At 67.6% G+C, this 12,944-nt stretch carries 11 protein-coding genes; 6 read left to right on the forward strand and 5 right to left on the reverse strand.

Annotated elements, in window-relative coordinates:
- Nucleotides 1-2: 2 nt before the first annotated feature.
- From ACYVN4_RS35290 to ACYVN4_RS35300, 3 genes are all read right to left on the reverse strand, one after another.
- Nucleotides 3-926, reverse strand: a complete 924-nt coding sequence (locus tag ACYVN4_RS35290) for a TauD/TfdA dioxygenase family protein (protein ID WP_460726677.1) — start codon at nucleotides 924-926, stop codon at nucleotides 3-5.
- Nucleotides 923-1,579: a TetR/AcrR family transcriptional regulator gene (locus ACYVN4_RS35295; protein WP_460726679.1), complete on the reverse strand. Its 657-nt coding sequence runs from the start codon at nucleotides 1,577-1,579 to the stop codon at nucleotides 923-925. Before ACYVN4_RS35295 ends, ACYVN4_RS35290 begins: the two co-directional genes overlap by 4 nt.
- Before the next feature lie 493 nt (nucleotides 1,580-2,072).
- Entirely contained in the window at nucleotides 2,073-2,732 is a 660-nt protein-coding gene (locus tag ACYVN4_RS35300) for a TetR/AcrR family transcriptional regulator (protein ID WP_460726681.1), read from the reverse strand.
- A gap of 132 nt (nucleotides 2,733-2,864) precedes the next feature.
- Here ACYVN4_RS35300 and ACYVN4_RS35305 point away from each other — a divergent pair, with 132 nt between their 5' ends.
- Genes ACYVN4_RS35305 through mhpA form a run of 5 tightly spaced genes read left to right on the forward strand, consistent with a single transcriptional unit; the run spans nucleotide 2,865 to nucleotide 8,764 of the window.
- Nucleotides 2,865-3,998 carry a VOC family protein gene (locus ACYVN4_RS35305; RefSeq protein WP_460726683.1) on the forward strand — a complete coding sequence of 378 codons (1,134 nt, stop codon included), beginning with the start codon at nucleotides 2,865-2,867 and terminating at the stop codon, nucleotides 3,996-3,998.
- Nucleotides 3,995-4,933, forward strand: a complete 939-nt coding sequence (locus ACYVN4_RS35310; RefSeq protein ID WP_460726685.1) for a fumarylacetoacetate hydrolase family protein — start codon at nucleotides 3,995-3,997, stop codon at nucleotides 4,931-4,933. Before ACYVN4_RS35305 ends, ACYVN4_RS35310 begins: the two co-directional genes overlap by 4 nt.
- Nucleotides 4,930-6,846: an acyl-CoA synthetase gene (locus ACYVN4_RS35315; protein WP_460726687.1), complete on the forward strand. Its 1,917-nt coding sequence runs from the start codon at nucleotides 4,930-4,932 to the stop codon at nucleotides 6,844-6,846. The genes ACYVN4_RS35310 and ACYVN4_RS35315 overlap by 4 nt, the downstream gene beginning before the upstream one ends.
- Nucleotides 6,843-7,199: a DoxX family protein gene (locus ACYVN4_RS35320; protein WP_460726689.1), complete on the forward strand. Its 357-nt coding sequence runs from the start codon at nucleotides 6,843-6,845 to the stop codon at nucleotides 7,197-7,199. The genes ACYVN4_RS35315 and ACYVN4_RS35320 overlap by 4 nt, the downstream gene beginning before the upstream one ends.
- Nucleotides 7,196-8,764 (forward strand): bifunctional 3-(3-hydroxy-phenyl)propionate/3-hydroxycinnamic acid hydroxylase MhpA, encoded by a 1,569-nt coding sequence (gene mhpA, locus ACYVN4_RS35325; protein WP_460726691.1) that lies wholly within the window; start codon nucleotides 7,196-7,198, stop codon nucleotides 8,762-8,764. Before ACYVN4_RS35320 ends, mhpA begins: the two co-directional genes overlap by 4 nt.
- A 307-nt stretch (nucleotides 8,765-9,071) precedes the next feature.
- Here mhpA and ACYVN4_RS35330 read toward each other — a convergent pair whose 3' ends face one another.
- On the reverse strand, nucleotides 9,072-9,950 hold the full coding sequence (locus ACYVN4_RS35330) for a helix-turn-helix transcriptional regulator (protein WP_460726864.1): 879 nt from the start codon (nucleotides 9,948-9,950) through the stop codon (nucleotides 9,072-9,074).
- Between the two features lie 163 nt (nucleotides 9,951-10,113).
- On the opposite strand from ACYVN4_RS35330, the gene ACYVN4_RS35335 reads away from it, so the two are divergent.
- On the forward strand, nucleotides 10,114-11,019 hold the full coding sequence (locus ACYVN4_RS35335; RefSeq protein WP_460726693.1) for an alpha/beta hydrolase family protein: 906 nt from the start codon (nucleotides 10,114-10,116) through the stop codon (nucleotides 11,017-11,019).
- A gap of 304 nt (nucleotides 11,020-11,323) precedes the next feature.
- Here ACYVN4_RS35335 and ACYVN4_RS35340 read toward each other — a convergent pair whose 3' ends face one another.
- The gene (locus ACYVN4_RS35340) at nucleotides 11,324-12,835 is read right to left on the reverse strand and encodes an MFS transporter (protein WP_460726695.1); all 1,512 of its coding nucleotides are present in this window, start codon (nucleotides 12,833-12,835) and stop codon (nucleotides 11,324-11,326) included.
- Nucleotides 12,836-12,944 lie beyond the last annotated feature (109 nt).

Raw genomic sequence — 12,944 nt, forward strand, 5'->3', positions numbered from 1 at the left:
AATCACCGGTGGGGTCGGTCGCCGAGGATGGCGGCGCGCTCCATCACGCGGCGCTGCGGGAAGTAGTCGTTGACCGCGTAGTGCTGGGTGGCGCGGTTGTCCCAGAAGGCGATCGAACCTGCGGCCCAATGGAATCGGACCTGGTATTCCGGGGTGCGGGCGTGTAGGAACAGCTGTCGCAGCAGGTCTTCGCTTTCGTCGGTGTCCAGACCGGCGATGTGGGTGGTGAAGACGGCGTTGACGAACAGGGTCTTGCGGCCGGTGCGCGGGTGGGTGCGCACGACGGGGTGGGCGACCGGCGGGAATTCGGCCTGGCGGCGGGCGAGTTCGTCGGCGTCGAGGAAGCGGCCGAACGGCAGCGTGAAGTCGTGCACCGCGTCCAGGCCGTCGATGCGGGCCTTGATGTCGTCGGGCAGATTGTCGTAGGCGGCGGCCATGTCCGCGAACAGGGTGTCGCCACCAGCCGCGGGCACCTCGATGGCGCGCAGCACCGAGCCGAGTGCGGGGCGCTCGCGCCAGGTGACGTCGGTGTGCCAGGCATTCTCGACGCCGGGATTGTCGGCGTCCTTGGCGAAGCGGACGATTTCGGGGACGTCGCCCTGCGGCAGGAACGGGTGCACCTCGAGTTCGCCCCACAGCCGCGCGAAGTCGCGGTGCTGCGCCCCGGTGAGGTGCTGGTCGCGGAAGAACAGCACCTTCCACTCCAGCAGCGCGCGGTCGAGCTCGGCGAACAGTTCCGGGCCGACCGGCTCGCGCAGGTCGATGCCCGAGATCTCCGCGCCGATCAGATTGGTTTGCGGTGTGAGAGTGAAGAGTTCGTAGGGCGCGCTGTCGGCGCCGCCGGGCAGCCGGTGCAGGGTGCGCGGTCCGGCGGCCAGGGAGCGGCCGGTCAGCAGTTCGCCGAGGGTGGCGTAGGAGGCGGTCATCGTGATCCTTGTTCTGTTGGTTGACTTGTGATTCGGGTGGGCCAGGGGGCGGTGAGGATGGCGGTGGCCGCGTCGGCGAGCACATCGAGGCCGAGATCGCCGAGATGTTCCGGCGGGTTCGGTTCCTGGAGACGGCGTTCGCGGTCGGCGAGTGCGGTGACGACGAGCATGGAGACCAGCCGCATGCGCTCGTCGAAGATCTCGGGGGCGAGCTCGTCGAGCGCACCGCGCAGGCCGCCGACGACGAGCCGGACGCTCTCGGCCTCGGGCAGGCGCAGGGTGTTGACGACCGGATCGAACTGTGGGCGCCACAGGGTTTCGGCGATGAAGCGCAGATACCAGCTGGGCTCATCGCCGCGATCCGGATCGTGCAGGGTCGCGGCCAACGGCTCGACCAGGGCCCGCACCAGCTCGCCGACCTCGGCGTCCGGTCCGAGCTCGCTCAACCGCGCCAGCCGTTGCGCGTTCACGGTGGTCATCCGCCACACGTAGACCGCCTCGACCAGCGCCTCCTTGCTGCCGTAGTGATACGCGACCGCCGAGGTATTGCGCTGCCCCGCGGCCACCGCGATCTGCCGCAACGACACCGACTCGATGCCGAACTCCGCGAACAGCCGTTCCGCCGCAGCCAGGATCTGCGCTTTCGCCGCCATACCCCGAAATTAACGCATATGCGTTAACCCGGCGACGAATACATTCACGCCGATCTTTACCGTTCCCGGGTGCGGTCGTCGGGAGGTTTGTAGCCGAACTTCACGATCACCCGACAAAATTCTCACGATCGGGATGATGGCGCGACACCGTGCGCGCGACCAGAGATTGGGGTCTCGCTCGAAGAACGGGACGACGAATCCTTGACCCTGACAACGACTTCGGCATGATTGGCCGCGGACCTCACCCCGCGCGTGCTGGGAGCCATACTGGCGCTGTGGCTTTCGGCCACGGCGACGTTCGCGGTCTTACCCGCCCACCGTGTGCGGGTCCGGCTGGAAACGGTGGGGTCACCGCCGCGGTCGATCCGGCTCTGCTGAGCATGGCGGCGGTCCAGGTGGGAATGGGCAGGCCGAGTCGGGTTGATCGGTCGACGCCGACCTCGCAATCCAGTTCCTCGTGGCGGCAAGCACGCTGGTGCTGCGACCTCTGAATCTATGGAGTCGAGCCGCCGCGCGGCAGGTCCAGTGGCGGCAGTGGGCGTCGGCAGATCTCGTGGGCTTCGTCGGGCGCGAGGCCGAACATGCGCAGTAGGTCTTCGGCTACCTGGTCGGCGGCTTCGGCGTCGTCGCGTTCGGGGTGGTCGTGCAGTAGCCGTCCGAGGCACAGGGCGGCACCGGCGACGATGGTCATCGACAGTTCTGGGTCTTCGATGGTGAAGCGTCCAGCTTCGGCCGCGGCCTCGATGTCGCGGCGTGCGCGGGGTGCGAGCCCGCGGTCCGAGTTCGCCAGGCGGAGGCCGTCATTGAGCAGGACCTTGCTCAGGGTGGGGTGCCGACGGTGCAGGCGGCCGGTGAGGCGGAAGCTCTGCGCGAAGACCTGAGCCGGATCATCGACGTCCTCGCACAGCAGATCGAGTAGAGCGCCGTGGCGGTCGAGTGCCTCCTCGACGGCGGCCTGGAACAGTTCCTCGCGGCTCTGGAAGTGGTTGTAGAACGAGCCCATGCCGACGTCGGCGGCCTGGGTGATCTCGAGGATCGGCACGGTGATCTTGCCGTCGGCCAGCATTGCTTGCGCCGCGCCGACCAGCGCGGCGCGCGTGCGGGCCTTGCGGCGTTCCAGGCGGTTGGGTCCCGACCCGTTGCTCGCGGTCATCGATACACCTCTCCTGCTGTCCGGCTCATCATCGTAGCCGCTCGACTCAATATTGACGGAATCGTCAGAGAGTCTTGACTGACGTCACTCTCGTAAGTGACGATATCGTCAGTACTTGGAAGGGAGTGGTCGATGAGCGGCCATCACGACGTACACAGCGGTCTGCACAGCGAGCAGGGCGCGCACGCGGGTGAGCATCCGGGCCGCGCGAGCAATCCCGTGATCAAGGTGCTGGACCTGGCGTGGCTGGAGTTCGAGAAGCCCGACCTGGACAGGGCGGAGGCTTTCGCCCACGCCTTCGGATTCGCGACCGCCGCGCGCACGGCCGAGGAGTTGCAGCTGCGCGGGACCGATCCGGGCGCGCCCTGCGTCCTCATTCGGCGTGGCGGCCGGTCGCGCTTCGTCGGTCCGGCCTTTCGTGCCGCCGATTCCGCCGATCTGCTGCGACTGGCCGACGCCACCGGTACGCGAGCGGTGCCGCTGCCGGAGTCGCTGGGCGGACTGACCGTCGACCTGGCCGATCCGAGCCGACTGCGGGTGCGAGTGGTCGCTGAGACCCACGAACTGGAAGCCTTGCCGACGCAGCAGCCCCATGTCATCAACTTCGGGCACGAGGTGGCGCGGGTGAATGCGACGCAGCGACCGCTGCGTGCACCGGCCCGCGTGCACCGGCTCGGACACGTGGTGATCCAGTCGACGCGATACCGCGAGACCCTCGACTGGTATCTGCGCAATCTGGGTCTGATCGTCAGCGATTTCCTCTTCTACCCGGGCCAGCGAGAGCGCGGTCCGGTCATGAGTTTCATTCGCTGCGACCGGGATTCGGTGCTGACCGACCACCACACGCTCGCGCTGACGCTCGGGCCGTCGAACCGGTACGTTCACTCGGCTTATCAGGTCGCCGACCTGGACGCGCTCGCGGCGGGTGGAGAGTACCTGCGTGAGCAGGGTTATCGCCGATCGTGGGGGATCGGCCGCCATATCCAGGGCAGCCAGATCTTCGACTACTGGCGCGATCCCGACGGGTTCATGGTCGAACACTTCAGTGACGGAGACATGTTCGATTGCACCCTCGAGCCGGGCTGGGCGCCGATGAGCGCTTCCGGTCTGGCGCAGTGGGGTCCACCCGTGACCAAGGACTTCCTCGGCATCAAGCCCGGCGCCGAATCGCTGCGCGAGCTGCGCTCGATCGTCGACGCGCTGCGTGAGGACAACGAATTCGATATCCGCCGCCTGCGCGGCCTGTTGAAAGTGGCCAATTCATGAGCACATCCATCCTCCGCACCGCCGACGCCTGGTGGGTGCGGACCCCCGCCGGTGCCGTCCGCATCGACACCACCGCGGCGACCACGCGGGAACTGCTCGCCGATCGTGAGGCGATCACCGCCGCGGCATCCGGCGCGGAAACCGTGGCGGTGGACAGTCTTTCGCTGATCTCGCCGGTGACCGCACCGTGCCGGGTGGTGGCGCAGATGACGAACTTCGCCTCCCATGTGAAGGACTCGGGAATGGACCCCGAGACGGTGCCGCTCACGTTCTTCCGCAAGGCGTCCGGGTCGATCAGCGGACCCCACGATGACGTCATCCGGCCCGCGCATGTGCAGCTGCTCGACTACGAGGTGGAGATCGGCCTCGTGTTCGGCCGTGAAATGCCGGTCGGCTCCGAGGTCTCGGCGGAGAACCTCGCGGACTACGTCGCGGGCCTGGTGGTCACCAACGACGTCTCGGCGCGCGATGTGCAGCTGCCGAAAACCCAGTTCTACGAGGCGAAGTCGTACCCGACCTTCACCCCTGTCGGCCCGGCGCTGGTGCTGCTCGACGCCGATGAGCTGAAGCGGTTCGAGGATCTGCGGTTGCGGCTGTGGGTCAACGGCCAGCTGCGCCAGGACATGACGGTCGCGGACATGATCTACCGGCCGGTCGAGACGCTGCGCGCGCTGACCCGCTTCCAGCGCATGGACGCCGGGGATCTGCTGCTCACCGGAACCCCGATCGGCACCGCGCTCAGTGCCCCGCCCAAGCCGGTGGAGATCATCGCCTCGCTGCTGCCGCCGAAGGTCAAGTGGAAGCTGTTCTTCCAGGGCCAGGCCAAGAATCCGAAGTATCTGAAGGACGGCGACGTGGTCGAGGCCGCGATCGGCACCGACGACGGAGCCCTCGACCTGGGCCGCCAGCGCACGGTCGTGAGGTACGCCCGATGACCGACAACACGGCTGTCGGGACCGCGACCGAGGAGCTGCTCTGGCCCCGGTACACCTCTCCGGAGGACCTGGCCGCCATCGAAGCGGTGCCGCTCGAGGCGCGCGGCTTGCCCGAATCGACCTATGCCCTGCTCGTCCGCGCGGCGGCGCGGTGTCCGGAGCGCACCGCGATCACCGTGCTGCCGGACGCCGCGCACTGGCGAGAGCCGTTGCGGCGCAACTACTCCGAGTTGCTGGCCGACGTGCACAGGTACGCGAACCTGCTGCACGAGCTGGGCGTGCGCCGCACCGACGCGGTCGCGCTGATCGCACCCAACTGCGCGGAGCTGATCCCGGCCACCCTCGCCGCGCAGCTGGCGGGCATCGCCGCGCCGATCAATGGCGGCCTGTCACACGATCACGTCGCGGAGCTGCTGCGCCGCTCGGGCGCTCGGGTCCTGATCGCCGCCGGTCCGGAACTCGAGCCCGACACCTGGACCGCCGCAAGCGAACTCGCGGCACGCGGCCTGTTGGATGCCCTGCTGGTATTGCGTCCGACGGCGGCCCCGGAGCCGCCGCCGACCCTGCCCGGCATCGACGGTGTCCGGATCGGCTACCTCGATACCCTTGCCGCCGAAGAGGATTCGAGCAGTTTTCACGGAGAGCCGCCGACGGCATCGGATCTGGCAGCGCTGTTCCACACCGGCGGCACGACGGGTGTGCCGAAGCTGGCGGCGCACCGCCATTCCGGTGAGGTATCCAATGCGTGGATGATCGCCGCCAACTCGCTGCTCGATGACGAATCGGTGATCTTCGCGGCGCTGCCGCTGTTCCACGTCAACGCGCTGGTCGTCACCCTGCTCGGCCCGCTGTTCCGCGGTCAGCCGGTGGTGTGGGCCGGACCGCTGGGGTACCGGGACTTCACGCTCTACGCGGAATTCTGGAATATCGTGGCGCACTACCGGATCGCCGCCATGAGCGCGGTGCCGACGGTGTACGCGGTGCTGGCCCAATGCCCCATCAACGCCGACATCACCAGCCTGCGCTACGCGATGGTCGGTGCGTCCCCGCTGCCGCTCGCGGTCCGAGACAACTTCCAGCTGCACACCGGGGTCACGCTGGTCGAGGGCTACGGCCTCACCGAGGCGACGTGCGCCTCCGCGCGCAGCTTCCCGGATGCACCCCGGCCCGGTGCGGTCGGGCAGCGCATGCCCTATCAGCGGGTCGCGGTCGTCCGTACGGCTGAAGACGGGGTGTGGGAGACATTGCCCGCGGGGGAGACCGGGGTCCTCGTCATCAGCGGCCCAACGATTTTCGCCGGATACGTGACCGGCCGCGACGAACACGGTCACCGCCTCGATGGACTGGGCACCGTGGTCGACGGTTGGCTGAGCACCGGCGACCTGGCACATATCGACGCTGAGGGATTCATCCATCTGCACGGTCGCGCAAAGGATCTCATCATTCGCGGCGGCCATAATATCGATCCAGCCGGTATCGAGGACGCGCTGCTGAGTCACCCGCAGGTCACCGCAGCCGGTGCGGTCGGGCGACCGGATGTGCACGCCGGTGAGATCCCGGTCGCCTATGTCACGCTCGCTCCGGAGTCCGAGATGACCGAGGACGAACTGGTGGCGTGGGCCGCCGAACGGGTGCACGAGCGCGCCGCCGCGCCCAGGACAGTCACCATCCTCGACGCGCTGCCCGTGACCGATGTCGGCAAACCGTACAAGCCGGGGCTGCGGGCGGACGCCACCCGCCGCGAACTCCTCGACGCACTGGCCACCGTCCCCGGCGTCGCCGGTGTCAGCGCCGCTGTCGAGGACGGCACGATCGCCGCCACCGTCACACTCGACTCCGATGCCGACCGCGACGGGGTCGAAGCGATCCTGGGCCGCTATGCGATCGACTCGAAAATCGAGGTGCGGCAATGAAAACCGTGTCGAAGGTGCTCACGGGGGTGCTGGCGGCCGAATTCCTGACGCTGGGGGCGGCCAAGGTCGCGGCGGTCGCGCCGATGCGCGAACGCGCGGCGCATCTCGGGTACTCCACTACCGCCTACCGCGGCATCGGCGCGGTCGAGCTCGTCGCGGCCGGTGGGATGCTGCTCGGACTTCGCCGCCCCGCGCTGGGCCGGGCGGCGGGGACCGGACTGGTGCTGTTGATGGCCGGTGCGGTCGTCAGCCATCTCCGAAACGGCGACGGCGCAGCCGATCTCGCGCCCGCCGCCCTTACCGCCGTGTCCGCCGCGGCCTATGTCGCCACGGTGGTGGGTGAGCCCTCATGAACGTCGCCCCGATTCCGGTGGTGATCGTCGGCGCGGGTCCGTCCGGGCTCACCGCGGCCACGTTGCTCGCCCAGTACGGCATCGAATCGCTGGTCCTCGAGCGGTGGGAGGGCGTCTACCCGCAGCCGCGTGCCGTCCATCTCGACGGCGAGATCCGGCGGATAGTCGAACGCCTCGGCATCGGTGCGGGATTCGATGCGATCACCCGGCCCGCCCTGGGGCTGCGACTAGTGGATCCGCGGCATCGGGTGCTGGCGCAATTCGACCGCGATCCGGCCGGGGGCCGCAATGGATTCCCCGAAGCCAACCTGTTCGACCAGCCGGAGCTGGAGGCGCTGTTGCGCGCCAATCTGGCGCTGTATCCGGCTGTCTCGCTGCGCGGCGGGGTGGAAGTCGCCGGGCTCGTAGTCGAGAAAGACTGTGTCCGAGTGGATTTCGAAGATTGTGCGACTGGCGCGGCCGAGTCGGTGCGCGCCCGCTACGTGCTGGGTTGCGACGGCGCGAACAGCCTGGTGCGTAACACGATCGGCGCGCGCATGCGGGACCTGCGATTCGAGCAGCGCTGGCTGGTCGTCGATCTCGCCACCACGATCGATCCCGGGCACTGGGGCGGCGTGCATCAGGTGTGCGACCCGCGCCGAGCCGCGACGTACATGCGTATCGGCACGACCCGTCACCGGTGGGAATTCCGTTTGCGGCCCGCCGAATCCGCCGACGACCACCGTGATCTCGACCGCCTGTGGACGCTGCTGACCCCGTGGCTCGCCGACGCCGACCGCGAGCGCTTGGAACTGGTCCGGGTGGCGGAGTACACCTTTCGCGCGCAGCTGGCCGACCGCTGGCGCGCCGGGCGGGTGTTCCTGCTCGGCGACGCCGCCCACCTCACCCCGCCGTTCATCGGACAGGGCATGGGCGCGGGCATACGCGATGCCGCCAACCTCAGCTGGAAGCTGGCCGGGGTGCTGCGCGGCGAGCTGCCGGAATCGGTGCTCGGCACCTATGAAGCCGAGCGGAAACCGCACGCGCACATGATGATCCGGCTGGCCAAGCTCATGGGCCTGACCATGACGGAGGGCGGCGAACTGGGCAATCGGCTGCGCGGCCTGCTCGCTCCGCGACTGCACCGGCTGCCTGGGCTGACCGAGACGATCCTCAGCGGAGAGTCCCCGCCACTGCACCGCTCCGCACTGGTGGCCGCGCCGCCGCTGCGGCGAGGTCTGGCCGGACGGCTGGTCCCCAACGACCGGCTGCCCGACGGGCGTCGGGTCGACGACCTCATCGCCGGGCGCTACGCAGTAATCACGACATCCGCCTCATCACCGGTGGAGGCGACGACCGTCGAACAGCGCGGCGGTGTGGTGCTGCGTGCCATGCCGGGCACCGCGCTGCACCGCTGGCTCCGCGGCGGGCGCGCCGACGCCGTGCTCGTCCGCCCCGACGGCACCGTGCAGACCTGCGGGAGAACGCTGTCGGACCTGTGCTCGTCAGTACCGAGTTTCGCGCCGAGTACGCGTCCGGCGCAGACCGGCTCGCCAACCCCGAAAGCCACTGATCGATGCGAATGACAGTGTTGCGATGACAGCCTGAACCCGCACCGAAGAGCGAGTGATTCCACGTCGGCCCTCAGATGGTGGTCGAATACGCTATGGCTGAGCGTCGGAGGCTGGTTGCCCGCGAGTATCCGCTACCAGCGGCGAGGCGCGCTGATCGAACCGGCCACCGCGGCGCGCGGAAGATCAAGTGGCGGTGTCGGTCCGAGGTCAGCCGAACATCCTGCTCTGCCGAGTTGAGGATGGTCGGTGCGATCTCTACGGCCGTGATGTGGCCGCTCGTGCGGCATATCGGTTGATGGCGGTCTGGACGATTGGCGGGTCAAGCTCGAGGCGCGTGTTTGGTGGAGGGGGTGTGCTCGGTGGCCCAGCTGGCGAGCAGGCGGAGGGAGTCTTCGGAGTCGCTGCCTGGTTCGGTGTTGTAGACGGTGAGGATGAGGTCGTCGGTGGGCAGGTCGAGGGATTCGTAGGTGAGGTGGAGGGTGCCGACGAGGGGGTGGTGGATGGGTTTGGTGCCCTGGTGGTGGCGCAGCACGTCATGGCGAGCCCAGCGGATACGGAATTCGTCACTGCGGGTGGACAATTCGCCGATGAGGTCGGTGAGGTCCTTGTTGTAGGGGTCGCGGCCGGCTTGGGCGTGCAGCAGGGCGACGACAGCGTCGGCGGCACCATCCCAATCACCCCAGAACTGGTGGGAGCGGGGATCGAGGAACAGGAATCGGCTGTGGTTAGGAGCGGCACCCCTGGCTGCTTCGAACATGGGGGCGTACAAGGCGCGACCGAGTGCGTTGGCGGCCAGGACGTCACCGCAGCCGTTTACGATCAGCGCTGGGCAGGTCATGGAGTCCAGCAGCCGGTGCACGTTGGGCCGCACCGTGGCGGCGGGCGGGCGGCGTCGGCGGCGAGGTGCTGGACCGGCGGCGCGGGCGAGGTCGTCGAGGTGGGCGCGGTCGTCCTCGCCCAGCCTCAGCGCCCGCGCGAGGGCGTCGAGGACCTGGCCTGAGGCTCCGGCCAGGTTGCCGCGTTCGAGTTTCGCGTAGTACTCGACGCTGATCCCGGCGAGCTGGGCGACCTCAGCGCGGCGCAGTCCTGGTACCCGGCGGGTGCCGTGGGTGGGCAGTCCTGCCTGTCGGGGGGTGATGGCGGCGCGGCGGGAGGTCAGGAATTCGCGGATCTCGGCGGCATTGTCCACAGTGTCCAGGCTAAGGCGCTCGATCCGGTGCAGGGGTGCCCTGCCAGTACACTTCTCACCAGTGCCTTCTTCCCGGACACATTCCCGCCTACTTTCTGGTTGAGCGCTCGATTCTCGATTGGAAATGTCGGATGGTCTCACCCCGTGCCCGAAATTGGGAAAGGAAACTGTCATGGCCGATATCTCGCAGCAGCTCGTGCAACTGGCCAAGGGTTTGAGCAGCCCGGTCCGTGCACCGATTCTTCACAGGCCCGATGAATACGGGATGGCATATGAGGACATCTCTTTCCCGTCCGCGGACGGTACCCCGCTCGAGGCGTGGTGGATCCCCGCTCCGGGCTCGGACAAGCTGATCATCGCCAACCACCCGATGCCGATGAACCGCTACGGTTTCCCCTCGCACCTGCCCCGCTGGGGGTTCGTCCCCGGTAACACCATCGAGGTCAACTACATGAGGGAATACCAGCACCTGCACGAGGCCGGGTACAACGTGCTGACCTACGACGCCCGTAACCACGGCCAGAGCGGTGACGCCAACGGCTTCATCTTCACCTGGGGCCAGTTCGAATCGCGTGACGTGGCGGGCTCGCTGCGCTACGTCAAGTCCCGCCCCGACACCGCCGCCATGAAGGTGGGCCTGCTCAGCCGCTGTATGGGTGCCAACGCCACCTTCGTCGCGATGAACCGGCTCCCGGAACTGTTCGCCGACATCCACGCGCTGGTCGCTATCCAGCCGATCTCGCTGCGCGCCATGGTCGAGCGCAATCTCGAGATGATGGGGCTCGAGGACCAGTTCGACGTCGTCGACCGGGAAGTGCAGCTGAACCTGAGCTTCACCATCGATGAGGTGTCACCGATCGAGGACGCCAAGAGCCGCCAGATCCCCACGTTCATGATGCAGGTCCGTGACGACGCGCTGACCAAGTCCTCCGACGTGCAGGCGATCTTCGACGCGATCCCCGTCGCGGAGAAGAAGCTGTTCTGGATCGAAGGCAGCACACGACGCTGGGACGGCTACAACTACTTCTCCGAACACCCCGAGCAGATGATCGAATGGTTCGACAAGCACATGAACTGAAGCCAGCTCGACCGCTCGGGCTGATCAGGTAGCCCGCGCGGTCACACGGCAGTAACGCAGGACCTCGGGTTGCGCAGCTACCACCCTCATGCCGTGAGGCGCGCGGTTCGAAACGGCCAAGCGGTCGGTTCTGAAGATCGCTGGGGCCGAACAGTTTTGATCTCAAACCTGCCGCCCCGGCGTCGCCCCGAACGCATTGCCCTGCCGATGAGACGGCGGCTAGCGTTCAGACTTCATGTGCAGCTTTCAAGACCCGTGGTCGGGAAACGTGCGATCCTCCGGCCTTGTGGCTGTACCAGCGTCGTCATGCTCGGGTGATGGGGCGGAGCAGCCACCAGGTGGCTGCAGCTGCTGCAGCGACGATAGCGGTCGAGACGTAGCTTGTGGCGCTCAGTGCCGAGTCGAAGGCTGTGGTGGCGGTGTCGATCACTTGTTGGCCTGTTGTGCCCCCGGTGTGTTGTCCTACGGAGACGGCGCCGCCGACCGAACCTCGTGCGATGTCGAGTTGTTCGCCTGAAACGGGCAGGTCGGTCATGTGGTGGGCGAAGACGGCGGCGTAGAGGCTGCCGAGGATCGCTACGCCCAGGCCTTGTCCGAGGTCGTAGCAGGTTTCCGAGACGCCTGCGGCCTGCCCGGCCTTATCGGGCGGAGTGGAGGACAAGGCAGCGGCCGAGGCGACCGTCAGCCCGACGCCCACGCCGAGTCCCAGCAGTACCTGAGCGGCAGCGACGACGGCGTAGGTGGTCGATTGCGGCCAGGCCGCGAGCAGCAGGTAGGCGGTCGCGCAGGTCAGCAGGCTCGTCGTGATGACCATGCGGGTACCGAATCGTGTCACGAGCCGGGCGGCGAGCATGGAGCCTGCGAAGGAGGCCAGTGCGATCGGCACCATGCGCAGGCCCGCTTGGGCGGGTGAGTAGCCGTGGACGTACTGCAGCCACAACGTCATCAGCAACATGATCACGCCCATGGTCAGCTGTGAGGCGAGGGTGGTGAGCGCCGAACCGGTGAACATCCGGATACGGAACATCCGGATGTCGAGAAGTGGCTGGGCCAAACGCAATTGACGCTGGACGAAGACGATCAGCAGCGCGATGCCCGCCACTAGAGCGACCACGTCCGAAACGGTCAGTGCTCCGCTGGCAATGTGTTTGATACCCCAGGTCGTCACGATGATGCCGCAGATCAACTCCAGCGCGCCCAGCCAGTCCACGGATTCGGCTGTGGCGGCGCGTAGTTCGGGCAGCATCCACCATCCGGCAGCGATCGTGAGTACGGCCAGGGGCACATTGAGCCAGAATGCGGCGGGCCAGCCGAACGCCTGTACCAGCACGCCACCGACCATCGGTCCGATCGCGGCGCCGAATCCGCTTGCCGCCGACCAGATCGCGACGGCGGTCGCGCGTTCGCGGTCGTCGGTGAAGGTCGATCGGATGATCGACAAGGTGGAGGGCATCGTCAGTGCCGCGCCTACACCGCACAGCGCGCGGGCGAAGACGAGTTGCCACGGCTGGAACGACAGGGCCGCCAGTACCGACGCGATTCCGAAGACAGCCAGGCCGATCAGGAACAGGCGTTTGCGACCGAAGCGGTCGCCGAGGGATCCGCACACCACCAGCAGGCCGCCCAGGACCAGGCCGTAGATGTCGACGATCCAGAGCTGAGTGAGGGCTTCGGGCTGCATGTCGTCGATGAGCGAGGGGAGAGCGACATTGAGCACGCTGATATCCATCAGCAGAATCAGCGCGGCGGCCGAGACGATCGCCAGAACCACCCACCGCGAGGACGACTGCTGTCGGAGGTCGCTGTCGCTGGACACGATCGGGTTCTCCTTAAGTTCTTGTGTGTTCAGTACGTTGTGCTGGACACCCGGGCGGGTCGGGTGAGGCTTTTCGGTTCTCGCCGGCCTTGGTGGTGCGGCTCGAAAG

The organism is Nocardia heshunensis (genome assembly GCF_054782115.1).